The organism is Chromobacterium vaccinii, assembly GCF_001855275.1.
Classification (GTDB): domain Bacteria; phylum Pseudomonadota; class Gammaproteobacteria; order Burkholderiales; family Chromobacteriaceae; genus Chromobacterium; species Chromobacterium vaccinii.
In genome coordinates this window covers 555398-579721 of the sequence record NZ_CP017707.1, presented here as the reverse complement: position 1 = coordinate 579721, position 24324 = coordinate 555398, and the positions used below count along the sequence as shown (strand labels likewise).

The following is a 24324-nucleotide window of genomic DNA, read 5'->3' as shown; positions in this document are numbered from 1 at the left end:
CCTGTCCTCGTTTTGATTCATGAGTATTTTTCAATGTATTGCGAATCGTCGCCGACTGCTGCATGGCCGTCGTGGCTGAAAACAATGCTTAAAACCATAACAACAAGCCTACAACTGTACTAATTGACAGTTATGATGATTGGCATTGCCCGTCAGCGGTTTACTCAGGATTTATCGTTGCACCCACATGGTTTTGATATGGATAAGCTTGTGTGAGAATGTTGCAATACATGAAAATGCAAGCAAATCTAAACTGCACCTTGAACCTGAATGAATTTGATTGCAACCGGCAAGACGCTGCCAAGCCAGCTCGTCACCGCTGATGACCTCGATGTGAAGCTTGGCTGCCGCCGCGGCCAAAGTTTGAAAAAAAGCGGCGTCCACACCCGGCATTTCGCCGGCGATCATGAATCCCAGAGCCAACTCGGCGCCCGCGCGCTGAAGGATGCGCTGGACCGCGCGGAAATAAGCGTGGCCGGCATCGATCTGCTGATCGGCGCTTGCGGCATTCCGGAGCAGGCGCTGCCCGGCACCGCCAGCTTCATTGCCCATGCGGCTGGCTTGCCAGCCGGACTGCCCGCCTTCGACGTCAACGCCAGCTGCCTCAGCTTTCTGTCCGCGCTGCAAGTGGCGGACAGCCTGCTGCTCTCCGGCGCGTATCGCCGCATCGCCATCGTATCGGCCGATCTGGCCTCGCGCGGGCTGGACTGGGCCAATCCGGAGGCCTCGCTTATTTTCGGCGACGGCGCGGCCGCCGCCATCGTCGAGCGCGGCGCGGCTGGGCGCGGCTTGCGGACTTTCAAGCTGGCCACCTATCCGGAAGGCCGCAATTTCTGCGAGATTCGCGCCGGCGGCACCCAGCGCAACCCGCGCCGGGGCGTCGTCGACGGCGACTTCCTGTTCGACATGAACGGCAAGGCCGTTTTCAAGCTGGCGTCGCGGCTGATGCCGGATTTTCTGGACGCGTTGATGGACGCCACTCCGGGCGGACTGGACAGCATAGACTGCGTGGTGCCGCACCAGGCCAGCCACCTGGGCATGCAGCACATGGCCAAGCGGCTGGGCATCGCGGCTGGCCGCATCGTCGACATCTACGCCTCGCACGGCAACCAGGTGGCCGCTTCCATGCCGACCGCCCTGCATGAGGCCTTTGTCGATGGCCGCGCCTGCGCCGGCAAGCGTTTGTTGATGGTGGGCACCGCGGCGGGATTGAATCTGGGCGGGTTGGTATGGGATCTGTGACGCGGGTGTTGGTCACCGGCGCCACGGGCGGCCTAGGGCGCAACGCCGTCGCTTGCCTGTTGGGCAAGGGCTGCGCGGTGCGCGCCACCGGCCGCAATCGGCAGGCGGGCGTCGAGCTGGCTGGCCTGGGGGCTGAATTCGTCGCGCTGGACCTGGCTGCCGCCGATGCAGGCCAGTTGGCCGGCCTGCTGGAGGGCGTGGACGCGGTATGGCACTGCGCCGCCCTTTCCGCGCCTTGGGGCCGGGAGGTCGATTTCGTCGCCGCCAATGTTCATGCTACCGACAAGCTGCTTAAGGCCGCGGGGCAATCGCGCGCCAACCGCTTCATCCATATTTCCACTCCAGCCTTGTATTTCGACTTTCAGCACCGTTACACGGTGCCGGAATCGTTCCGGCCGCGCCGTTACGTCAACGCCTACGCGCGGACCAAAGCGCTGGCCGAGGACAAGGTTCTACAAGCTACGCGCGCCTATCCCGCGCTGCGTGCCACGATCTTGCGGCCGCGCGCCATCTTCGGCGAGCACGACCAGGTGTTGATGCCCAGGCTGGCGCGCATGCTGAGCCAACGCGGCGGACGCCTGCCGCTGCCGCGAGGCGGCGCGGTGACGCTGGATCTGACCTATGTCGGCAACGTGGTCCACGCGATGTGGCTGGCCACCGCGCATCCCAGCCTTGCCAGCGGGCAGGCGTTCAACATCACCAATCAGCAACCGGCCGTGCTGCGCGATGTGCTGACGCGGGTGTTCGCCCAGGAGCTGGGCCGGCCCTTGCGCATCGTCAGCCTGCCTTACCCTTTGCTGAGCGCGGCCAGCCGCCTCGCGCAGCTGTGGGCCGCAGTCACGGGCAAGGAGCCGGCATTGACGCCTTACAGCCTGGGCGCGATCCATTTCGACATGACGCTGGACAATACTCGCGCGCGCGATGTGCTGGGTTATCTGCCGCCGTACAGTCTGGACCAAGGCCTGGCGCGCACGGCGAATTGGTTGAGGGAGCATGGACATGGCTAGCGTCACCGCGTTCAGCGTCGGGCATTGCACCCATCCGGCCTGCATGGCGCTGAAAGGCGCGGGGCTGGCTAGCCGCTGCTTCCCTTCGCGCGCCTACCTGATCGAAACCCGGGATCGCCTATTGCTTTGGGACACCGGTTATTCCGAGCATTTTTTCGATGCCAGCCGCCGCGGCGCCTATCGGCTGTATCCGATGGTGACGCCAGTGCATTTCGACGACGCCCGATCGCTGCGCGAGCAACTGCGCGGACGCGGCATAAGCCCAAACGATATACACACATTATTGCTGTCGCACTTTCATGCCGATCATATCGCGGGCCTGCGGGACTTTCCCCAGGCCCGCGTCATGGCCTCGGAGCAAGGCTGGCGCGCGGTGCGGGGTCTGAGCGGGCTGGCCGCGGTGCGGCAGGCCTTTCTGCCTGGCCTGCTGCCGGCCGATATGGAAAACCGTCTGTCCTTTATCGAGACGCTTCCCTTGCAGGCGCTGCCCGCAGAGCTGGCGCCGTTCGGCCATGGCCGCGACGTCAGCGGCAGCGGAGAAGTGTTCGTGGTGGATCTCCCGGGACATGTGGCTGGGCACTTGGGCGCTTTTGTGCTGGGCGATTCAGGCTGGACGCTGCTGGCGTCGGACGCGTCCTGGGCGGAAGAAGGCTACCGGGAGATGCGCGGTCCGTCCGAGCTGTCTTTCCTGGTGCAACACAGCCGCCGCGCCTATTACGACACGCTGGCCAGGCTTCACGCGCTGCACCGGGGCGGCCGCGTGGAGATTCTGCTGACGCACCAGGAGGCCGACACCGCATGCTGAGGCTGATCCGCATCCTGGCCGCCTACTGGCGGACGCGGCGGCTGCGTTTTCGCGACCGCGCGGCGCTGGAGCGCCATCAAGCCCGGCAGATGGGCCGCTTTCTGGCCGGGCTGCGCCGGCGCAGCCCCTATTTCGCCAGGCTGGGCGCCCTGCCCTTCACGCAGTGGCCCCAGATGGACAAAGCCGCGATGCTCGAGCATTTCGACGATATGAACACCGCGGGACTGAGGCTGGCCGATGTGATGGACGCCGCACTGCGCGCTGAGCGCAGCCGAGACTTTTCCCCCGCGTTGAACGGCCATACGGTTGGCCTGTCGTCCGGCACCTCCGGCCAACGCGGCGCTTTCGTCGTCAGCAAGGGCGAGCAGGCGCGATGGGCCGGCATCATGCTGGCCAAGGCGTTGCCAGATGGCCTGCTGGCAGGCGAAAAAGTGGCGCTGTTCCTGCGCGCCAACAGCAATCTCTACGGCGCGGTGCGCAGCCGCTGGTTGACTTTCCGTTTTTTCGACCTGTTCCAGCCGTTGGATGGGCATTTGCCGCCGCTTGACGCTTACGCGCCCACCATTCTGCTGGCGCCGGCCCAGGTGCTGCGCGCGCTGGCGCTGGCGCAGCTGGACGGACGGCTGCGCCTGTCCCCCAAGCGGGCGTATTCAATCGCCGAGGTGCTGGAGCCGCAGGATCGCGCAGTGATCGAGCAGGCTTTCGGCTGCGTGCACGAAATCTACCAGGCGACCGAGGGTTTCCTGGCCAGCAGCTGCGAATACGGCACGCTGCATCTGAACGAGGAATACATCCATGTCGAGCCCGAATGGCTGGATGAGGAAAAGCGCCGTTTCGTGCCGGTGATCACCGACTTCAGCCGCCGCACCCAGCCCATCGTCCGCTATCGGCTGAACGATGTTTTGCAGGCGCGCGCCGAGCCCTGTCCCTGTAGGCGGGCGGCGATGGCGCTGGACGCGGTGGAAGGCCGCTGCGACGACATGTTGCGCCTGCCGGGCCGCGATGGCGGCGAGCTGACGGTGTTCGCCGACGTGATGGGCCGCGCGCTGGCGACCGCCCTGCCGCTAGAGGCCGATTACCGGCTGCGTCAGACCGGGCCGGCCGAACTGGCGCTGGACGCCGAGGTGCCGGCAGCGGCATTGCCGGCCATCCGCCATCGCCTGGAGCGGACGCTGGCGGACCTGGGCGTGGACGCCGAGTCGTTGCGGTGGCGGCTGTCGGATCAGGTGCCGCCGATGGATGCCACGCGCAAGCGCCGGCGCATCGTCAGGGAGTTCGCATGAGGCGCGCGCTGGACTGGCTGCCACCCAGGCTGCGCCACATGCTGCTGGGCTGGGCATCGGTTGGCTGCGCGTACTCGCTGGGCAGCCTGTGGCCCCGGCGCGCGATCGTCCTGCCCGAGCTGGCCGTGGATCGCTGGATTCCCTTTGATCCGGTGGCGATCTGGCTGTACGCGTCGTTTTTCCTGATCGTGCCCGCGGCCTACCTGTTCGCCCGTGCGGAACGCTTGCTTTGGCTGCAGCGTTCGATGCAGTGGTGCGCGCTGGCCGCAGGCGCGGCCTTCCTGCTGTGTCCGACCACGCTGGCTTATCCGCCCATCCTCGGCGATGGATGGCATGCCGAGGCGTTGCGCTTCTTCCTGCGTTTCGACACGCCGCACAACTGCCTGCCCTCCCTGCATGGCGCGCTGACCGCGTTGGCCGCCTGGGCCTTGTGGGATGGCCGCCGCAAGCTGAGCTCATGGCTGTCGCTGGCGTGGGCGCTGGCCATTCTGTTCTCCGTGATCCAGTTGCGCCGCCATCTGTTCATCGACCTGTCCGCCGGCGTGGCGCTGGGGCTGCTTTGCGGCCTGCTGGCGGCGCGGCCGGCCACTGTTTTCTCTTTTTCCTATCGACGCACATGAACGTATTCGCCCTCACCTTCACCGTCATGCTGGCGGTTGTGCTGCTGGAGCTGTTCGCCTTGCGCCATTGGCGCCGCGAGGCCATCCCCTGGCGCGAAATCATCTTCAACCTCAACTCCGGCCACATCGTGATGTGGGTGTTTCGCGGCGTGGAGGTGGCGGGCTTCGGCTTGCTGCTGCAATACGCCAACCTGCATTTGGCGGACCGGCTGCCGGTGTTCTGGCAGTGGGTATTCGCCTTCGTCGCCTGGGACCTAAGCTTTTACTGCATGCATCGCGCCCACCACACCTGGCGCATCTTCTGGGCGGTGCACGTGGTGCATCACCAGGGCGAGCATTTCAGCCTGTCGCTGGGCATACGCAACTCCTGGTATTCGTCGCTGACCTCGTTTCTTTTCGTCGCGCCGCTGGCGGTGCTGGGGCTGCCGCTGGAAATGTTCGTCGCGGCGTCGTCCTTCCACTACGCGGTGCAGCTGTACAACCACAACGCCTTCGTCGGCAAGAGCGGCTGGCTGGACCGGGTGCTGGTGACGCCGTCCAATCATCGCGTCCACCACGCCACCCATCCGGTGTACCTGAACAAGAACTTCGGCGGCACCTTCCTGATCTGGGACAAGCTGTTCGGCAGCTATCAGCCCGAGCGCGACGACATCCCGCTGCATTACGGCGTGAACGGGGCTTCGCCCGGCTACAACCCTTTCTGGGCCAGCAACCAGGGGCTGCAAGCCTGGTTCCGGCGCCGTTTCGCTCCGTCCGGGTGGCGCGCGATGCGGATGCCCGCCGCCTACATCGCCACCGGCGGGATTTTGCTGTTCGGCATGGTGATCTATTACGTGGAGCGGGTGGCCGGCTGGGACGCCATCGGCCAATGGAGCGTATTCGCCTGCCTGGTGGCCGGCACCATCGCCATCGGCGGCATGTCGGATGAGCGGCGCTGGGGCTGGATGGGTTGGCTGGCGCTGACGCTGGCGATGCCGGCGCTGTGCGCCGGCTTGTTCGGCATGCGCGACGGCTGGGCATTGGCCTTGCTGGCTTTGTTGCTTGTCCATGGTCTGGCCGGGCTGCGCCTGCGGGAGGCCGCATGGGCAAACTGAGATTCCAATCGTCGGCGCAACTGCCGTTCCGCATCGACCTGCAGCGCGCAGCTCAGGCCTACCTGGCCGAGCGCGGCGACCATCGCCACGCCGATTGGCGCGTGGGGCTTAAAGGCGCGGCGCTGGCGGCGCTCAGCCTGGCTTGCTATGCGCTGGCTTTGCGCGCGACGACGGCGTGGTCGTTCGCGCCGGCCTACATCGCAGCCATCGTCATGGCGATGCTGCTGGCGATGAACACCTTGCACGATGCCGCCCATGGCGCCCTGTTTCGCAACGCAAGGCTCAACCAGTGGCTGACCCGCGCTGCCAGCCTGCCGATGGGCATCGACGCCGACATCTGGACCCGGCGGCATGTGCACCTGCACCATACCTACCCCAATATCGACGGCTACGACCTGGATATCGAGCCCAACCCTTTCCTGCGGCAAACGCCGTTCCAGGACTGGGCGCCGCAGTTCCGCTTCCAGCACCGCTACTGGCCGCTAGTGGCGGCCCTGTCCCTGCCCTACCTGTGCTGGTACGGTGATTGGCTGGACCTGCTGGGCAAAAGCAAGCTGCGAAAATACGACAATCAGCCCGTTCCTGTCGGCGGATTCCTGCTGAGCAAGCTGGGACATCTGGTTCTGTTGTTGGCGTTGCCCTGGTATTTCCTGCCGGCTGGCGCGATTGGTTGGGGCGGCTTGCTGCTTTGCTATCTGGCCGGCTTGATGGCGGCGTCCTGTTTTCTGGTAGCGATGATCCTGGGCACCCACTGGGCCGAAGTGGAGTTTTTCCGGCCCGAAGGCGCGGAAATGCCGCACACCTGGCATGAGCACCAGTTCCTGACCTGCTGCGACTGGCAGCCCAGGCCGCGGGCGCTGGGGCATTTGTTGGGCGGCTTGCATCTGCACCTTACCCATCACCTGTTCCCGGCCTACAGCCATCGCCACTATCCGGCGCTGGCCCGCATCGTCGAAGAGCAGGCGCGCCGGCATGGCCTGCCCTATCGCCGCATCGGTTATCAGGGACTCTGGCGCGCGCAGCAGAACTTCTTGCGGGGAATGGGACGACGGCCCGAATAAAAGTTATGAGATGTCCGCCTGGATAAAAAAACGCCCGCGCAGCTGCGCGGGCGTTTCGTTTTCTAGCCGCGGCTGCCGTGCGGGTACGGCGCGAACAGCCGGCTCAGACGGTTCAACAGCATGCGTCCGGTGGCGTGCGCCATGCAACCCAGCGTGATCGGCACCAGCGTCAGCAAACCATGACCCTTGGTATAGCCGGGGTTGCGGTGGATGTAGAACTGGGCCGCCGAGTTGGGGCTGGCTTGCCACTGCCTGCGGTCGCCCTCGTTGTCCCGCGTTTGCCAGCCCACGTGGACCACGCCCGGCTTGTCCGGGTCCACCGGCTTGAGGCCGAACAGGCGCGCCAGCTGGACGATCACGCCGCCGTAATCCAGCTCAGAGGATTGCTGGGCGCTGGGCCATACCCGGGTGGCGTACTTGTCCAGCAGCATGTAGCTGGATGGGTGCACCAAAGCGCCCAGGTAATAGACCCGGCGGCCAGGACGGGTCAGGCGGTAAGCCAGCACCTGGCGGCAAACGAATGGCGCGTTGCGGTTTTTGCCGCGGTAGGCGCGCATCAGCCCTGCCTCCATCCGAATCACGGTGGACTGCCGTCCTTCCAGGTTTTGTTCGAAGAAATGGATCGCGCAATAACCAACCGATTGTCCCTGCGCGTTCTTGTGAATCAGAATGCGCGTTTCGTTGGCTTTGGAATATACGACATAGCTGGCGAAATCCTCCTTGCTGACGCCATCGAATATATCGCAATGCACCAGATATAACTCATCCACCAGTTTTTCCCTGTCGGGCGCATCCATCAAGGATGGCGCAACGACAACGGACTTTCCCATTTCAGACATGTTAGCCCCTATTTTATTTGAATGGAAAATATCACTTTCACTGCGAATAACATGAAATTTATTGCAATAAAACGGCAAATATTCGCCACAAATATTAATTCAAACGTTTGAGTGACTGAAATAGGAAAAAAGGCCAGTCAAAGACTGGCCTAGTTATATTTTGATGGGTTTAATTTTATTGATGAAAATCCAAGAGGATATATCTACTAGGCTGAAACCATTTTGCGGATGAAATAGCCTTTCATTCTCTGGGCCGGCTTGGCCGCCGCAATGGTCAACGCCTCCAGCTCCACCGCCGCCTGGCCGGTCAGGTTGATCCAGCCTTCGTCGGTGACGGCCAACGTATCGGAATGGCGGTAGCCTCCCTCATTCGCCAGATAGATGCCCGGCTCTATCGATACCACCATGCCGGCCTGCAATACATCGGCGCTGCCCTGCGCCAGCCAGGGCGCTTCGTGATTGCCCAAGCCCAGGCCATGGCCACAGCGGTGCAGCCGCAAGCGCCAATCGCCAAAGCTCTTGTCCTGCAGGAAGTCGTTGACCTTTTCATCGATCTCGCCGCAGGCGACGCCCGGCCTCAGCATGGACATCGCCAGACTGCGCGCTTCGCCCATCAGCTGGAAGCGCTCGCGTTGGGCCGCTGTGGGCGGGCGGGTGAAGAAGGTGCGCTCGCATTCGGCGGTGTAGCCGTCCAGGCGCACGACGGAAATCACCACGTGGGGGCCATCCTTCAGCCGTTGCGACAACTGCGGAATCGCATGCGGCTGCGCGCTCAGCGGCGCCGGCCAGGGCGCCAGCAGCACCCGGGTGCACAGCGGGTCGAAATCCGGCTCCTCGCGGATGATCCGCCGCAGCAGCTGCTGGCCGGTGGCATAGCCCTCCGCCACGGACACGCCGTCGTAAACGCCGCGCAGCAGCTGGTTCACTCCTTCCGCCGCGTAGCGTCCGGCGCGAGCCAGCTTGGCGATCTCCCATGGCGATTTGACCATCCGTATCCTGTCCAGCGCGTCGTCGGCGCGGCCGCCCACCGATTGCATGAATTCGGCGTGGTGCAGCGGCGTGGCGGGGTCGAAGGCAAAGCGGTCGCAAAGCAGCGGAATCAGCGCGTCCTCCCAACGCTGCCCCGCCGGCGCCGGGTACTCGCGGTAGCTGTGAACATCCTCTTCCGCGACATTCCAGGCCTGCTTCAGGTGCGCATGCTCAAGCTGGGGCACCAGCAGCTTGCGCTTGCCGCTGGCGGCGTCCAGCATCAGGAAGAACGGGCGCTCCAGCGGTTCGTAGCTGATGCCCGACAGGTAGTAGATGCTCTCCGTGCCGCTAGCCACATATTGCTGGATGCCGGCCTCCAGCAGGCGGTTGCGCAACAGTTGGTCGCGGCGCGCCATCTCTTGCTGGCGTGGCTGTTCGAAATGCGCCATATCGTCCCCTCCCATTTCTGGATTTGAGATATCAATATGACATAAATCAAATATCATTTCCGTCCGTTATGCATGCCGAATGCCGGCTGCGCCTTGCAACTGGTCGAATTGCTTCCATAGCAGCAATGCGACCGCCGCGCCAAGCAGCAGGTTCACCAGAGGCATGGCCAGCCATACGCCGTCCAGGCCCATGGCCATCGGCAGCAAGGCCAGCGCTGGCAGCAGCAGCGCAGTCTTGCCCACGGTCACGCCCAGCGCGAGGCGGGTCAGCGCCATGGCTTGCAAGGCTGTCGCGCCGACGATGACCAGTCCATCCAGCGGCATGGCCAGCAGATGCAGGCGCAGCGCGCGGCTGCCGGCTTCTATCAATTCGCTGCTGCCGTCGCTGTACCAGCCGGCGATCCAGGCTGGAAACAGCTGGACCGCCGCCCATGCGGCCACGCCGATGGCCAGGCCCACTTTCAATCCATGCAGCAAAGCCGCGCGCGCCCGTTCGGGCTGGCCTGCGCCGATGGCGTGCCCCAGCAGCGGCTGCATGCCCACCGCCAAGCCATGGATCACCAGCGTGAACAGCGACTCGCTGTAGCCCGCCACCGCATAGGCGGCTACGCTCAGATCGTCGCCCCACACCAGCAGCTGGCGGTTGTGCGCGAACAGCAGCAGGGCCAGGTTGAGCTCCATCAGCAGGCTGGGCGCGCCCAGCGCCAGAATGGGCCACAACCCCTGCCAATCCGGCCGCAGCCGGCCCAGCTGGATGCGCAGCGCCGCGCGCGGGCTGAAAAAATACGCCAGCGCCAAAATCAGCACTACGGCCTCGGCCAGCAGCGTGCCGATGGCCGCCCCGGCCAGGCCTTTGCCCATCACGCCGACGAACAGATAATCCAGGCCGATGTTCAGCAGCGCGCCCAGCGTCATCAAGGCGGTGGACAGCTTGGGCCGCCCGTCGTTGCGCACCAGATAGGTCAGGAGCATCGGCCCCATGGTCAAGCCGGCGCCGGACAGCATCAGCAGCAGATAGCCGCGCGCCTGTTCCGCCACCTGGGGCTGAACGTCGGCTTTCAGCCAGGACAGCAGCAGATCGATATTGGGCAGGCCCAGCGCGGGGATCAGCGCGCTCAGCAAAGCCAGCAGCGCCAGCGCCGCCAGCAAAGTGCCGCGCGCGGCGCGCATGTCGCCGGCGCCTTGCTGGATCGCGATCCGGGTGGCAGCGCCCATGCTGATCATCGCGCCCAGGCCCACTTGCAGCATCACCAGCGGATACGCCAGATTGATCGCCGCCAGGCCGTGGCTGCCTACGTAGTGGCCGACAAAAATGCCGTCTACCACCGCATACAGGCCGGTTACCAGCATGCCGGCGATAGAAGGGATGGCGTAGCGCCAGAACAGCGTGGAGACCGGAAGCGTGTCCAGATCACGGATGTGGGTATTGGTATTGTGCATGGCGTCGTTACAGTAAAGAGCGATGAGGAATGGCCATTCTAGCACTTAATTAATCATGCATGATTGATTGATTAATGACACAATGTGACGGACAATGACATGAAAGAACAGACGGATGGCCCGCAAAACCAAGGAAGACTCGCAGAAAACCCGGGACGCGATACTGGATGGCGCGGAGCGGGTGTTTTTGGACAAGGGCATCGCCAACGCCACCATGGCCGAGATCGCCGACGCGGCGAAGGTGTCGCGCGGCGCGGTGTACGGGCATTACGACAACAAGATGGAAGTGTGCCAGGCGATGATAGACCGCGCGTTCGCGCTGGACGCGCTGCGCTTCCCCTCTCAAGGCGAGTCCGCCGGCGATACGCTGGTGGCGGCCGGCGTTTACTACCTGGCCCAGTTCCTGGAGCCGGGTTCGCCGCAGCGGGTGTACCAGATCCTGTATCAGAAGTGCGAGCAGATCGAGGAAAACCGCAGCGTGTTGCGGCGGCGCGAACTGGCGGACCGCTTGACCACGCATTACGCGCGCAGGCAGCTGCGGCGGGCCATCGCCCAGAACGAGCTGCCCGCCTCGCTGGACATCGGGCTGGCGGCGGACTATCTGGTCTGCCTGTTTCTGGGCTTGTACGAACTGCTGGAAGCGAGCCCCGACGCTCTGCCCCGCTGCGAACGGATTCTGCGCGGCGCGCTGCAGGGACTGCCGCACGCGGCCAGCATCATGCGCTGAGCGCCGCTACTCGACATGGCGCCGGAAGCGCCATAGCGCCAGACTCAGCGTGGCCACGGCGATCAGCCACAGCGGCAGCAGCCACGGCCAGGCGTCGGCGAAGCCATAGCCTTTCAGGAACACCCCCTTCAAGATGGGGATGAAGTAGCTGAGCGGGTTGATCCGCGCCAGCCATTGCAGCGCGTCCGGCATGTTCTCGATCGGCGATACGTAGCCTGACAGGATCACCGCCGGCACCATGAAGGAAAACACGCCCAGAAACGCCTGCTGCTGGGTGCGGCAGATCGACGAGATGAACAGCCCCACCCCGGCCAGCGCCAGCCCATAGCTGGCCATGCTGGCCAGCAGCAGGAAAATGGAGCCGCCGAAGGGCACCCGGTAGACCCAGGCCGCGGCGATGGCGATCAGCCCTCCCTGCAGCAGCGCCACCAGCACGCCGGGCACCGCCTTGCCCGCCATCACGTAGGCCGGCGTCAGCGGCGACACCAGCAACTGGTCGTAAGTGCCCTCCTCGCGCTCCCGCGCCACCGACAAGGCGGTGACGATCAGGCAGCCTATGGTGGTGATGATAGCCACCAGGCTGGGCAGCACGTGCCACTGGAACTCCAGATTGGGGTTGTACAGATTGCGCACCGACAGGAGCGGCCCCGGGCCGGCCCGCTCCTGTTGGTAAGCGGCGACCACTTGCCCGATATAGGCGCTGGCGATCTGCCCGCTGTTGGAGCGGCGGCCATCCACGATCACCTGCAGCGTGGCCGGGCGGCCGGCGGCCAGCGCGCGCGAGAAGTCCTGCGGAAACACCACCGCCAGCAGCGCGCATTGCCGGTCTACGCAGTCGCGCAATGCCTCATGACTGCGCATCGGCACGATATGGTCGAACGTGGCGCTGGCCGCCAGGCGCTTCACCAGCTCTTGCGAAGCCGCGCCGGCATCCTGATTGTAAACCGCCAGGCTGGCATGCTTGACCTCCAGCGTGGCGGCGAAGGGAAACACCAGCAGCTGCAGCAGCACCGGCACCACCAGCAACAGCCGCCCCTGGCGGTTGCCGGCCAGCGCCTGCAGTTCCTTGATGATCAGCCACAGCAATCGTTGCCACATAGCTTCAGTCCAGGGTGCGGCGGGTTTTGCGCACGGTCTGCCCCAGCCAGAACGCGCCCAACAGAATCAGGCTGCCGGCATTGAACCACAGCAGGGGCGGAATCACCCCGGCCTGGAACAGCGTCTGCAGCGTGCTGGCGAAATAGCGCGCCGGCAGGATGCGCGTCAGCCATTGCAGCGGCGCCGGCATGCTGGAAATCTCGAACACGAAGCCGGACAGCATCAGCGCCGGCAAGTAGCCGGCGGTCAGCGCGGCCTGGGCGGCGTCGAACTGGGTGCGCATCACCGTGGACAGGAACAGACCCATGCCCAGCGCGTTAGCCAGGAACAGCGAGGACATCAGCCACAGCAGCCACAGCGGCCCGCGGAACGGCACCCGCATCACGAATACGGCGACGATCAGGCATAGCAGCATGGCGGCGATGCCCAGCGCGTAATACGGCAATATCTTGGACAGCAGCAGTTCGGCGCGGCTCACCGGCGTGGCCAGCAAAGCTTCCATCGTGCCCCGCTCCCATTCCCGCGCCACCACCAGCGAAGACAATAGCGCGCCGACGATGGTCATCACGATGGCGATGGTGCCGGGCACCAGGAAATTGGGGCTTTCCGCGCTGGGGTTGAACCAGAAGCGCTGGCGGATATCGATGGCTGGCGTGATGGGTTGGGCGCGCTCGTCGCCTTCGGCCTGTTGCCAGCGCAGCCAGGCGCCCTGGACATAGGCGGCGACGAAGTTGGCGGTGTTCGGCTCCGCGCCGTCGGTCAGCAACTGAACCGTTCCCCGCCCAGCGCCCCAGTCGCGGGAGAAACCCTCACGAATCACCACCGCGCCGCGTATCTTGCCGTGGGCCAGCTTCTCCTCCATTTCCGGACGGGAGCGCAGCGGCTGCACGTCCAGCGCCGGCGTCGCGTACAGCGTTGCGGCCAGCCGTTGCGCGGCGCCGCCGCCATCCTCGCGCAGCAAACCCAGCCGGATGTGGGCGGAGTCCAGATTCACCGCGTATCCCAGGATGAACAACAGCGCCACCGGCAGGATGAAGGCGATCAGGATGCTGCTAGGGTCGCGGACGATCTGATAGCTCTCCTTGCGGCACAGCGCGGCCAGGCGGCGCAGGTTCATCGGTCGGCCTCCTCCACCAGCTGGATGAAGGCATCCTCCATCGTCGGATCGGGCAAGGCCGCGCTCTCCACGCGGCGTTTGAGCGCGTCCGGCGTATCCAGCGCCAGCAGCCGGCCGCGATAGACCAGCGCGATGCGGTCGCAGTACTCGGCCTCATCCATGAAGTGGGTGGTCACCAGCACGGTGACGCCTTTTTCCGCCAGGCCGTTGATGTGAGTCCAGAACTCCCGGCGAGTGACCGGATCGACGCCGGAGGTGGGCTCGTCCAGAAACAGCAGCGGCGGCTCATGCATCACCGCGCAGGCCAGTGCCAGCCGTTGCTTGAAGCCCAGCGGCAGCTCGCCGGCCGGGCTGTCCATGTGCGGCCCCAGGCCGAACACCCGCTCCATCTGCGCCACCTTGTCGCGCTGCGTCTTTCCCGCCAAGCCATAGACGCCGGAGAAGAACATCAAGTTGCGCCGCACCGTCAGCTGCGCGTACAGCGAAAACTTCTGCGCCATATAGCCCAGCTGCTGGCGGGCGGCGCTGGGACTGGCTTTCAAGTCCAGCCCCATGACCAGCGCCTGCCCCTCGCTGGGCTTGAGCAGGCCGCATTCCATCTTGAAGGTGGTGGACTTCCCGGCGCCGTTCGGCCCCAGCAGGCCGAACACCTCGCCGCGGCGCACCGCGAAGCTGATGTCGTCGGCGGCGCGGAAGTCGCCGAAGCGCTTGCTCAGCCGCCGGGCCTCGATCACGGCTTCGTCGCCGCGGCGCGGCAGGTCGGGCATCACTTCCGCCAGCGCCGAGTCCCCGCCCGGGCCGCCGCCCAGCAAGCTGATGAACGCGTCTTCAAGCCTGGGCCGGGCAGACTGCAGTTTGGCATCGGGTCCCGCCTCCGCCGCGGCCAGGTCGGGCCAGCGGCTTTCGTCGCGCAGCAACAGGCGCAGGCTGTGCCCTTGTATCGTGCCGTCCATCAGCGCCGGCTGGCGCAACAGGCGCTGCAGCAGGCGCCGGCGGTTGCCCGCGATGCCGGACAGCTGCAGGCAGCGCCCGGACAGCGACGCGGTCAGTTCGGCGGGCGGCCCGCCGGCGCGGATCCGGCCGCCGGCCATCAGGTAGACTCTGTCGCAGGATTCAGCCTCGTCGAGGTAGGCGGTGCTGAGCAGCACGGTGATGCCGTCGGCCGACAGCGCGCGGATCAGCTTCCATAGCTCGCGCCGGGAGATCGGATCGACGCCGACGCCGGGCTCGTCCAGCAGCAAGGCGCGCGGTCTGCCCAGCAGCGAGCAGGCCAGGCCAAGCTTCTGCTTCATGCCGCCGGACAGCTTGCCGGCGTGGCGGCCCGTGAACGGCGCGAGATCGGTCAGCGCCAGCAGGCGCGCGAAGTCCCGCTCGCGCTCGGCGATGGGCACTTCCCGCAAATCGGCGTACAGGTCCAGGTTTTCCTGCACGGTCAGGTCTTCGTACAGGCCGAACTTCTGCGGCATATAGCCTATGCTCCGCCGCAGCGCGTCCCTGTCGGCGACGGGATTCAGCCCGGCCACGCTCGCCTCCCCCGCGCTGGGCGTCAGCAAGCCGGCCAGCATGCGCAGCAGCGTGGTCTTGCCGGCGCCGTCCGGCCCCACCAGTCCGGCCACGCAGCCGGGCGGAATGTCCAGATCCACGCCGGACACAGCGTCCGCCGCCGCGCCGGGAAAGCGTTTGCCCAGCTCGACGGCGCGAATCGCGGCGCTCACTGCGCCAGCCTCACCGTCACCGGCATGCCCTGGCTGAGCGCGGCGTCGGCATCCCCGACCACCACGCGTATCCGGTAGACCAACGCCGTGCGCAGATCAGGCGTCTCCACCGACTTGGGCGTGAACTCGGCCGTGGGCGACACGAAACCCACCACGCCGCGATAGGTCTTGTCCGGGCGGCCGTCGCTGGAGATCCGCACTTCGGTTCCAGTGGAGAACTTGCCTAGCTGGGATTCGCCGACATAGGCGCGAACCCATACCGGCTGGCGCAGCGACAGCGTGAACGCCGGGGTGCCGGCCTGAACCATGCTGCCGGCCTCCACCGCGCGGGCGAGGATGATGCCGGCGCTGGGGGATTGCAGGCTGGCGTCTTTCAGCGCCAGGCGCGCGGAGGCGACGCTGGCCCGGGCCTGCTTCAGCTGGGCATCGGATTCGGCGACCTCCTCGGGCCGGAAGCCTACGACCAGCGCCTTCAGCTGTTGGGCGGCGGCGTCTCGCTGGGCGAGCGACTGATCGCGCTGCGAGCGGGCGGCCTCCAGCAATTGCCGGCTGCTGCCGCCGGCCGGCACCAGGTCGAGCTGGCGCCGGTATTCGCTCTCGGACTGGATCACGGCGGCCTGGGCCGCCTCCAGCCTGGCGCGCGCCTGGGCGATGTCCTCGCCGCGATTGCCCTTGCGCATCAGCGCGTTGCGCGCCGTCAGCGCCGCCTCGTTGGCCAGGGCGGCGTTCAGGCTGTTCTTCAGCGGCTCGACATCCAGCCGCGCCAGGATCTGCCCCGGCTGCACGCTGTCGCCTTCGTCCACCAGCACAGAGGCCAGTCGGCCGGAGACGCGGAAGGCCAGGACCACTTCGCGAATGTCGACGTTGCCGTACAGCGTGCCTTGGCGCGCGGCCTCGGCCTCTCTCTGGTAAAGGTAATAGCCCCCCGCCAGCGCGGCCGCCAGCAACGCCGCCGCGGGCGCCATCCATTTTTTCATTCCGCCCCCTGTTCCGGCCGAAAGCGGGCGCATCCGCCATCCGGCCTCGCCGCCGCCCAAGCAGTCAGAATGCGGCGGCTAGCCGATAGCATACCCGCGCGGAGCCGCCGCGCATGGCATTCCGCGTGCGATCCAGGAGCCGGAACGATTTCCGGGGCGCGGATGCAACAGCTAGAGCGCGCGGGACATCAAAAAGCCGGCGCCGAACCATAGCAGCACCGTCATGATGGGCTCGGCCATTTTGGGGCGCAGCAGCATCAGCGGCGCCCGGAAACGCACCCGGATCGGCCACAGCAGCGGAATGCCGGCGGGCGTCAGCCAATCGCCCACTAGGTGGGAGGCGTAACCGACGCACAGGCCCAGCACCATGGGCATCGCATGGCCCAGCCGCACGTCCCAGCCATGCAGGCAGGCGGCGCTGGCGTAGAACACGCCGACCACCGCCAGCAGGCTATGGGTGATGCCGCGGTGGCCGAACAGATAGGCGATGGGGCGGGAAAGAAAGGGAATGCGCCGGCCGAGCCAGCTCTGGGGGTGGTCGATGTCCGGCAGCAGCGAGCCGGCCAGCCCGCCGGCCAGCAGCAACACCGCCATCATGGCGGGCAAGTGCAGGATCAGCGCCGCGGAAACCGCGCAGAACGCGCCGAATGCGACATGGGTGGCCACCATCATGGCGCCACCCCGCCGCGGAAATTGTCAGTCATTATTGTTGTTGCCTTTGCGGCCTGTTGCTTCGTTGCCCTGCCGCGCGCTCGCGCGGGGCGCACATGCTACTGCAGTCGGGCGGCGGAAGCAAAAGCGGCCATCTGAAAAGCCCAGTCTGCGCCGTCGCGGCAAGGCAGACTGCGCGAAATCCGTCAGTAAGGCAGGAACAGACCGTCCGCCGAGGAATTGGTTGCTGAAAATCGACGGTCTAGAATGAATTCAGCGGCCTTGGCGCCGCGTGGAGTGTCGATGCTCGTGTTCCCGCCCGCCATCTCATGGCGCAATCTGGCTCGTTTCGCCCTGCTGGCGCTTGCCTCCGCCGCAGCCCACGCGAGCGAGCCCTACCAGATCACCTGGGTATTGTCCGACTGGGCGCCCAACTTCATCATTCGCGACGGCAAACCCACCACCGGCCAGAACGACATCTACCTGAAGCTGATCATCGCGCGCTGGCCGGAGGCCGAGCATCGCTTCATGGTGATGAGCACCGCGCGCAGCACGCTAGAACTTCAGCGCGGCAGCCAGCTATGCAGGATGAACCTGATTCCGACGCCAGAGCGGGAGAAATTCGCCTTTTTCACGCTGACCCACATGCAGTTGCCGCTGCGGCTGGTGATCCGCAAGGAGGCGGCGGCGCAAGCGCCGCTGAACGAGGCGGGAGAGGCGGTGCTCGACAAGCTGATCCGCAAGCCCGGGGTGCGCGGCATCACCGCCGCCGGCAGAAGCTACACCGCTGAAATCGACCGCCTGCTGGCGGAGAGCAAGGGCGGATCGAACGTCAGGGAGATTCCCAATCTCCCGTCCAACGACGGCTTGTTCAAACTGCTGGAACTGGGGCGCGCCGACTACACGCTGGATTACGAGCCCAACTTCAAATACCGGGACGAGCAGAGCCGGGAGCATCCGCTGACCAGCCTGCCCATCGCCGGCGCGGCGCTGATCCCGGTGGGCATCGCCTGCCCGCGCACTCGCTGGGGAAGGATGGCGGTGATGAAAATAGACCAGCTTCTGAGCGAGGTCGTTTCCGACCCGGCTTACCGCCAGGCGCAGGATCGCTGGCTTTCTCCCGAATCCGCGCAGCGTTATCGCGCCGAACTGGACCGCTTTTATCGCCAGCGCGCGCGGGCTGCTGACCCCGCGCGCTACTCGCTGGCGAGGCCTTGAGCATCACACCTGGAATTGCGCGACCGACAGCCTGAGGTTGCCGGTCACCTCGTCTATCCGCTGTATGCTTTCCGACGCCTGGGTGGCTGCGACCGCGTTGCCGGACGCCACCTGGGCGATCTGCTCGACGTGGCGGGCGATGTCCTGGCTGGCGGTGCCTTGCTCTTGCAGCGCGTGCGAGATGTCGTTGACCACCTGCACCACCTGGCTGGCGCTGCCGCGAATCTGCTGGATCAGCTCGCCGCCCTGCTCCGCCAGCTCCAGGCCGGTTTTCACCTTGGCCACCGTATCGCTCATATTCCTGCGAGACAGGTCCGAGCTGGCCTGGATCTCCGCGATCATGTCCGCCGTCTGCTCGGTGGCCTTGGCCGTGCGCTCCGACAATTTGCGCACCTCGTCAGCCACCACCGCGAAGCCGCGGCCAGTCTCGCCGGCGCGCGCCGCCTCGATGGCGGCGTTCAGCGCCAGCAAATTGGTCTGATCAGCAATGTCCTTGATCACCTGCATGATGTTGGAGATGGTGGACGTCTTGCTGGCCAGCTCGGAGATGGCGGCTTCGGTCAAGTCCACGGTGGCGCTGATGCCCTGCATTTCCTCCACCGCGCGCGCGATCACCTGGCTGCCGGCTTCGGACAGGTGGCCGGAGTCCTGAGATACCGCGCGGGCGTCGGACGCGTGCTGGGCGATATGGTTGATGCTGACGGTCAGCTGCTCCACCGAGGCCGCCATCGCCGCGGCGCCCTCGCTCTGCCCCTGGGAGTTGCCGGCCACCATGCGCGCGCCATCCACCACGTCGGCGTTCAGGCGGCCCAGCTCTTCGGCGTCGCGCATGATGTCGCCCACCAGTTGGCGAAGTTGCCCCTGCATTTCCCGGATATGGGCCAGCAGGCTGTCCTGATGACCGGCGCCCACCTGTATCTCCCGGTCAAGCTTGCCGGCGGCGATCTCGCGCACGATGTCGGCGGCTTCGGAGGGCTCCGTGCCCAACTCCCGCATCACGCTGCGATACACCCACCAGCCGAGCGACAGGCTGACTGCCATGAACAGCAGCACCTGCGCGCCCACGCTCAGCAGCTGCCGCGTCAGCGTGGCGTTGATGTCATCCAGATACAGCCCGGTGCCCACTACCCAGCCCCAGCGCGGCGAGCTTTGGAAATAGGCGAGCTTGGGCTGCGGCGAGCTGGCGCCCGGCTTGTCCCATACGTAGTTGACGAAGCCCTTGCCGCCGCCGCTGCGCATGGTTTGTTCGAACAGCGCGCCGATATTGGCGCCGGCGCCGTCCTTGACGCTATGCATGTCCTTGCCGACCAGCTTGGGATTCATGCCGTGCGACAGCCACTTCAAATTGCGGTCCAGCGTGAAGAAGTACTCGTCGCCGTCGAAGCGCAGCCTCGCCAGCTCCTGCAGCGCCATTTTCTGCGCCTCCGCCTCCGGCACCAGTCCGGCGGCGGCCTGTTCTTCATGCATCGCCACCAGGCTGGCGGCGTTTTCCACCTGGCTGCGCACCTGGTCGTGCCTGTCGTCCATCATCTGCTGGCGCAGGGCATTCATCAGCAAGGCGCCCAGCACGCAGACCAGGACGATCGCGCTGACGGTCTGCAGCAACAGCCGCCGTTTCAAGGAAAGGGTTCTGGCCATGTTTCGCTCACGGAATTTGTAAACAACTGCCAACGATAACCGATGCCATTATTCAATTTCAATATTCAAATGTATTTTGTTGATTTTTGTCATGGAAATGGCGCTGAGGTTTGATCCGCTCGCCAGCTTGGCTTTCCTTCTTGACTTTATATCTTACGATATATATCTTAAAATATACCATCCAGAAGAGAGGGCCAGCCATGCCATGCAATCCATACCGATACCCGATTCGCCGCATGCTGCGGGCGATGCGCGGATCGCACCGTCGCGGCGGCGATGACGGCGCGCTGGCCCGCGGACGCAAGTTCGGTTCCGACGATCTCCAACTGCTGCTGCTGGCTCTGATCAATGAGCGCTCCTGTCATGGCTACGAACTGATCAAGGAGCTGGCCTCCCGCTCCAACGGCTATTACAGCCCCAGCCCAGGGGTGGCCTACCCCGCCCTCACTCGCATGGAGGAAGCGGGCCAGGTCACCGCCGCCAGCCACGGCAAGCGGAAGTGCTACGCCATCGCGGATGCCGGCCGGGAACGATTGGCCCTCCATCGCGAACACGTGGAGCTGACGCTGGCCAAGCTGACCCACATCGGCCGCAAGATGGAGCTGGCGCGGCGCGCCTACGCCGGCGAGGAAATCGGCGAGGACGGCGCGGCAGGCTGGACCCGCGAGCTGATCGAGGCCAGGCGCGCGCTGAAGCACGCGCTGCTGCTACGAGACCAGGCGGAGCCTGACGAACAGCGCCGCATCGCGGCCATCCTGCAACGCGCCGTCGCCGAAATCGCCGGCGCGGAAAAATCCTGAGGAAATCTTATGAATACCGAACTTGAAATCCAACGCCTGCGCCATCCCCTGCGTTTCCGTCTGCTGCAGGTGGCGCGTGTATCGCGGCTGTCTCCGTCCATGCTGCGCATCACCCTGGCGGGCGATGACCTGGATGGCTTCGTTTCCGCGTCCTTCGACGACCACGTGAAGCTGTTCTTCCCCGAGCCCGGCGCGGAACAACCCGCCTTGCCCGCCATCGCCGAGGATGGCGGCATCCGCTTCCCAGCCGATAAGCCCAAGCCGCCGATGCGCGACTACACCCCTCGCCGCTACGACGCGGCCGCCGGAGAGCTGGATATCGATTTTGTCGTCCATGCGGGCGGCATCGCCGCCGACTGGGCTTTGAGCGCCAAGCCCGGCGGCAAGCTGGGCATCGGCGGTCCGCGCGGCTCGCGCGTCATCCCCTCTGGTTTCGACTGGCACTGGCTGCTCGGCGACGAATCCGCGCTGCCAGCCATCGCCCGCAGGCTGGAGGAGTTGCCGGACGATGCGCGGGGCTTGGCGCTGATCCTGGCCGACAGTCCGGATTGCCGCTTCGAACTGGCCGCGCCGGCCGGGGTGGAAGTCGTCTGGCGCTACCGGAGCCGGAGCGAGAGCCTGGAGCAAGCGCTGGACGGGCGCGACCTGCCCTCTGGCGCCGGCTTCGTCTGGGCGGCGGGCGAAAGCGGCGAGATGCGCCCCATCCACCAGCAACTGAAGCAGCGCGGCTTGTCCAAGGACAGAATGCGGGTGGCCGGCTACTGGAAGCGCGGCGACGCCGGCTCGCATGAAAGCATCAGCGAGGAGTGACGCCGGCGATGCGACCCGCATCGCAAAGCGGTCGCCGCGGATGCCGAAAGGCTGAGCCGACGGTTTTTGCGCGCGTTTCGTCTATATTGGTTTACACGAGGGGTGGCGCTGGGTAGAATTTCGCCGCTTCAATGGGCGGGTTGCATGCGCTGTCTGACGACGGCGCGGCGCCCGCCTCGTCGCATCCTGCCGCGCGAGGCCTCCCTCTCCCCGGCACGGCATGTCCCCTCGTTGAAGCGCCCGCGACAGGCTCGCGGGCAAGCCATCTCGAAAACTACTACTAGAAAAGCTGATGAAAATGACGTTTGCGATCAAGACCGCAGGATGCGCCGCAGCCGCCGCCCTGCTCGCCGGCTCCGCGCTGGCCAAGGACTTCAACGTGGCCGTGGTGTACGACCAGGCCGGCAAGTTCGACAAGAGCTTCAATGAAGCGGCCTATACCGGCGCCGAACGCTTCAAGAAAGAGTTCAAGATCAATTACCGCGAAGGTCAGCCCAGCAACGATGCGCAGAAGGAACAAGTGCTGCGCAATATGGCGCGCAAAGGCGCCGACCTGGTAGTGGCGGTGGGCTTCGCCTACACCCAATCGATCGAGACCGTCGCCAAGGAATTCCCGAACACCAAGTTCACGCTGGTGGACTCGGTGGCCAAGGGGGCCAATGTGCAGAGCATCGCCTTCAAGGAACAGGAAGGCTCCTTCCTGGTCGGCATGGCCGCCGCGCTGAAATCCAAGACCGGCAAGGTTGGCTATCTGGGCGGCATGGACGTGCCGCTGATCCGCGCCTTCGGCTGCGGTTACGCGCAGGGCGCGCGCTACGTGAATCCGAAGGCCGTGGTGCTGCAGAACATGCTGGGCACCACCCACACCGCCTTCAATGACCCGTCCCGCGGCAATGAACTGGCCAAGAGCCAGTTCGACCGCGGCGCCGACGTGATTTTCGCCGCGGCCGCGCTGTCGAACGTGGGCGTGATCCAGGCCGCCAAGGCCTCCGGCAAGTACTACATCGGCGTGGACAGCAACCAGAACTACATGCAGCCCGGCACCGTGCTGACCTCCATGGTCAAGCGCGTGGACAACGCCGTGTACGAAACCATGCGCGACGCCAAAGACGGCAAGTGGAAGCCCAGCACCAAGCTGATGGGCCTGAAGGAAAACGGCGTGGACTGGGCGCTGGACCAGTACAACCGCGCGCTGATCACGCCGGAAATGGAAAAGAAGATCGTCGCCGCGCGCAAGGATATCATCGCCGGCAAGATCAAGGTGGTGGACTACCGCGCAGCCAACAGCTGCCCGGTGAACTGAGCCTCGTGCAGGAAAGCCCCGCATGCGGGGCTTTTTTTATTGCCCAGTCGCTTCTGCTTTCAGCGCAAATGCCCTGTTTATGGTATTCTTGCGCCCCCTCGTTTATTTTGCCGTGACCTGTCACTCATCAATGAAAGACCCTTGCGATCACTACACCTTCGACCTGATAGGCGGGGTGGCCAAAAAACCGGGCCGCAAACCGCTGGGCGAACGGGCGATGACGGTGGCCGAACGCAAGCGTCGCAGCCGCGAGCTGCGCCGAAACCGGCTGCAGGAGTTGTCGGTGACGGTGGAGCTGAGCCGGGACGCGCAGAAGTCTTTGGACAAGATGATCGAGTGGTGGGGCGTCAGCAAGAAAGAGGCGATCAACCGCGCGCTGATGATCGCCTGCCAGTCGCAGACCGGCCGCACCGGCAGCCTGTTCGAACTGGAACTGGGCATGCAATTGCCCGGCAAGGCTTCGCGCCGCAAATCGCCGCGCTGACCTTCAGACAAACTCTCCCGGCGGCAGGTCCAGATTGATCGTCGCGCCGCGAAACAATGGCTCGGCGGTCCTCGCCCGCCCCGACAACAGCTCCAGCATAACAACCTTGCCCAGCGTATCGCTGCGCAAGGCGTTTTCACTCTCGTTGGCGACCAGAACGACGTCGGCAGCCTCCCAGCCCGCCGCCCGTCGATAGAACGGCAGCAGCCCGGCGTCGCAGGAAAACGCGGCGATGTCGTAACGGCCGCAAGTTCTGAGCCAATCCGAAGCGGCCACGACAACGCGCTCGCCCAGGCCGCGTCCGCGCAACTCCGGATGAGTGGCGACGCAGCCAAGGCTGCCCAACGAGAAAATCCGCCCCTGTTGAGAGATGGCTTTGCCAAACACCGACGCGTAGGCGACAAGCCGTCCGTTATCCTTCAGATAGAATGCTTGGGCTTCGAGCTCAGGACGATGCAGCGCTTCATCTGGGCTGACTTCACCATCGCACCGATAGGCCAAGTGCAACATGGCATTGATCTCGCGCCGCAATGGCTGCGGCATGCCCTCGCACGGGACGGTCAAAACATTCACTTCGCTTATCCATCTTGCTGCTAATCATTTATATCCCCCTGATCCTGCGTCGCGCTTCCTTGCCGTACTATCTGCACAGCCTGTGTCGGCGCGCCTTGGCTCAGGTTCTCTGCGAGGTTTTGTCAGCGGTTATGCTTTCAAAACGACTTCTTGTCGTTTCAATTGACCGCCAAGACATCGCCACCAAGCAACGCTCCCCAGGAAGAACAGCGCTATTTGCAGGTTGCAAGGAATTCCCTGACCTGTTTTTCTGCTTCCTCCCGGCTTAGACCGTAGCGCATCTGAACCAAGCATATCAGCCCATTGTGATCCTTTTTGGCCGCGTCGGACTCTTTTGCCTCAGGCATGAGACCATGGTGCGATTCAATCTCTGTTTGCGCAATTGCATTGACCATGACCGTCGC

23 protein-coding genes are annotated in these 24324 nt (G+C 65.0%); 13 read left to right on the top strand and 10 right to left on the bottom strand.

Annotated elements, in window-relative coordinates:
* The first annotated feature begins 270 nt into the window (after positions 1–270).
* From BKX93_RS02785 to BKX93_RS02755, 7 genes are read left to right on the top strand one after another with little or no spacing between them, the layout of a single operon-like run.
* On the top strand, positions 271–1242 hold the full coding sequence (locus BKX93_RS02785; protein WP_046158240.1) for a 3-oxoacyl-[acyl-carrier-protein] synthase III C-terminal domain-containing protein: 972 nt from the start codon (positions 271–273) through the stop codon (positions 1240–1242).
* Positions 1230–2249 carry an NAD-dependent epimerase/dehydratase family protein gene (locus BKX93_RS02780; RefSeq protein WP_070978617.1) on the top strand — a complete coding sequence of 340 codons (1020 nt, stop codon included), beginning with the start codon at positions 1230–1232 and terminating at the stop codon, positions 2247–2249. Before BKX93_RS02785 ends, BKX93_RS02780 begins: the two co-directional genes overlap by 13 nt.
* Positions 2242–3054 (top strand): MBL fold metallo-hydrolase, encoded by an 813-nt coding sequence (locus tag BKX93_RS02775; RefSeq protein ID WP_070981660.1) that lies wholly within the window; start codon positions 2242–2244, stop codon positions 3052–3054. The genes BKX93_RS02780 and BKX93_RS02775 overlap by 8 nt, the downstream gene beginning before the upstream one ends.
* Entirely contained in the window at positions 3048–4337 is a 1290-nt protein-coding gene (locus BKX93_RS02770) for a F390 synthetase-related protein (protein WP_070978616.1), read from the top strand. Before BKX93_RS02775 ends, BKX93_RS02770 begins: the two co-directional genes overlap by 7 nt.
* Complete coding sequence (locus BKX93_RS02765; protein WP_070978615.1) at positions 4334–4957, top strand: phosphatase PAP2 family protein; 624 nt, start codon at positions 4334–4336, stop codon at positions 4955–4957. The genes BKX93_RS02770 and BKX93_RS02765 overlap by 4 nt, the downstream gene beginning before the upstream one ends.
* On the top strand, positions 4954–6051 hold the full coding sequence (locus tag BKX93_RS02760) for a sterol desaturase family protein (RefSeq protein ID WP_070978614.1): 1098 nt from the start codon (positions 4954–4956) through the stop codon (positions 6049–6051). Before BKX93_RS02765 ends, BKX93_RS02760 begins: the two co-directional genes overlap by 4 nt.
* Positions 6039–7112: an acyl-CoA desaturase gene (locus BKX93_RS02755; protein ID WP_070978612.1), complete on the top strand. Its 1074-nt coding sequence runs from the start codon at positions 6039–6041 to the stop codon at positions 7110–7112. Before BKX93_RS02760 ends, BKX93_RS02755 begins: the two co-directional genes overlap by 13 nt.
* Before the next feature lie 62 nt (positions 7113–7174).
* Here the strand turns inward: BKX93_RS02755 and BKX93_RS02750 are convergent, their stop codons facing one another.
* From BKX93_RS02750 to BKX93_RS02740, 3 genes are all read right to left on the bottom strand, one after another.
* Positions 7175–7882, bottom strand: a complete 708-nt coding sequence (locus BKX93_RS02750) for a hypothetical protein (RefSeq protein WP_145929233.1) — start codon at positions 7880–7882, stop codon at positions 7175–7177.
* A gap of 275 nt (positions 7883–8157) precedes the next feature.
* Positions 8158–9369 (bottom strand): M24 family metallopeptidase, encoded by a 1212-nt coding sequence (locus BKX93_RS02745; protein WP_070978608.1) that lies wholly within the window; start codon positions 9367–9369, stop codon positions 8158–8160.
* A gap of 66 nt (positions 9370–9435) precedes the next feature.
* Positions 9436–10809 (bottom strand): MATE family efflux transporter, encoded by a 1374-nt coding sequence (locus BKX93_RS02740; protein ID WP_083340410.1) that lies wholly within the window; start codon positions 10807–10809, stop codon positions 9436–9438.
* A 115-nt stretch (positions 10810–10924) separates the two neighbouring features.
* On the opposite strand from BKX93_RS02740, the gene BKX93_RS02735 reads away from it, so the two are divergent.
* Positions 10925–11536, top strand: coding sequence for a TetR family transcriptional regulator (locus BKX93_RS02735; protein ID WP_046158102.1), 612 nt, complete (start codon positions 10925–10927; stop codon positions 11534–11536).
* Between the two features lie 6 nt (positions 11537–11542).
* Here BKX93_RS02735 and BKX93_RS02730 read toward each other — a convergent pair whose 3' ends face one another.
* From BKX93_RS02730 to BKX93_RS02710, 5 genes are all read right to left on the bottom strand, one after another.
* Positions 11543–12634 (bottom strand): ABC transporter permease, encoded by a 1092-nt coding sequence (locus BKX93_RS02730; protein ID WP_070978606.1) that lies wholly within the window; start codon positions 12632–12634, stop codon positions 11543–11545.
* 4 nt (positions 12635–12638) lie between these two features.
* Positions 12639–13751 carry an ABC transporter permease gene (locus BKX93_RS02725; protein ID WP_046166691.1) on the bottom strand — a complete coding sequence of 371 codons (1113 nt, stop codon included), beginning with the start codon at positions 13749–13751 and terminating at the stop codon, positions 12639–12641.
* Complete coding sequence (locus tag BKX93_RS02720; protein WP_070978604.1) at positions 13748–15466, bottom strand: ATP-binding cassette domain-containing protein; 1719 nt, start codon at positions 15464–15466, stop codon at positions 13748–13750. The genes BKX93_RS02725 and BKX93_RS02720 overlap by 4 nt, the downstream gene beginning before the upstream one ends.
* Complete coding sequence (hlyD, locus tag BKX93_RS02715) at positions 15463–16443, bottom strand: secretion protein HlyD (protein ID WP_070978602.1); 981 nt, start codon at positions 16441–16443, stop codon at positions 15463–15465. Before hlyD ends, BKX93_RS02720 begins: the two co-directional genes overlap by 4 nt.
* A 171-nt stretch (positions 16444–16614) precedes the next feature.
* On the bottom strand, positions 16615–17115 hold the full coding sequence (locus tag BKX93_RS02710) for a metal-dependent hydrolase (RefSeq protein WP_046158107.1): 501 nt from the start codon (positions 17113–17115) through the stop codon (positions 16615–16617).
* Positions 17116–17397: 282 nt separating this feature from the next.
* Between BKX93_RS02710 and BKX93_RS02705 the strand changes: the two genes are divergently transcribed.
* Positions 17398–18312, top strand: coding sequence for a TIGR02285 family protein (locus tag BKX93_RS02705; protein ID WP_046158108.1), 915 nt, complete (start codon positions 17398–17400; stop codon positions 18310–18312).
* A 3-nt stretch (positions 18313–18315) separates the two neighbouring features.
* Here the strand turns inward: BKX93_RS02705 and BKX93_RS02700 are convergent, their stop codons facing one another.
* The gene (locus BKX93_RS02700) at positions 18316–19950 is read right to left on the bottom strand and encodes a methyl-accepting chemotaxis protein (RefSeq protein WP_046166687.1); all 1635 of its coding nucleotides are present in this window, start codon (positions 19948–19950) and stop codon (positions 18316–18318) included.
* A gap of 200 nt (positions 19951–20150) precedes the next feature.
* On the opposite strand from BKX93_RS02700, the gene BKX93_RS02695 reads away from it, so the two are divergent.
* The 4 genes from BKX93_RS02695 (at position 20151) to BKX93_RS02680 (ending at position 23347) form a co-directional block, all read left to right on the top strand.
* Entirely contained in the window at positions 20151–20750 is a 600-nt protein-coding gene (locus BKX93_RS02695; RefSeq protein WP_052717343.1) for a PadR family transcriptional regulator, read from the top strand.
* A 9-nt stretch (positions 20751–20759) separates the two neighbouring features.
* Positions 20760–21560 carry a siderophore-interacting protein gene (locus tag BKX93_RS02690; protein ID WP_070978601.1) on the top strand — a complete coding sequence of 267 codons (801 nt, stop codon included), beginning with the start codon at positions 20760–20762 and terminating at the stop codon, positions 21558–21560.
* Positions 21561–21852: 292 nt separating this feature from the next.
* Positions 21853–22863 (top strand): BMP family lipoprotein, encoded by a 1011-nt coding sequence (locus tag BKX93_RS02685; RefSeq protein ID WP_083340409.1) that lies wholly within the window; start codon positions 21853–21855, stop codon positions 22861–22863.
* Positions 22864–22993: 130 nt separating this feature from the next.
* A complete protein-coding gene (locus BKX93_RS02680; protein ID WP_046158112.1) occupies positions 22994–23347 on the top strand; it encodes a hypothetical protein in 354 nt (117 codons plus the stop codon).
* 3 nt (positions 23348–23350) lie between these two features.
* Here the strand turns inward: BKX93_RS02680 and BKX93_RS02675 are convergent, their stop codons facing one another.
* The gene (locus BKX93_RS02675) at positions 23351–23920 is read right to left on the bottom strand and encodes a GNAT family N-acetyltransferase (protein WP_083340408.1); all 570 of its coding nucleotides are present in this window, start codon (positions 23918–23920) and stop codon (positions 23351–23353) included.
* Positions 23921–24324 lie beyond the last annotated feature (404 nt).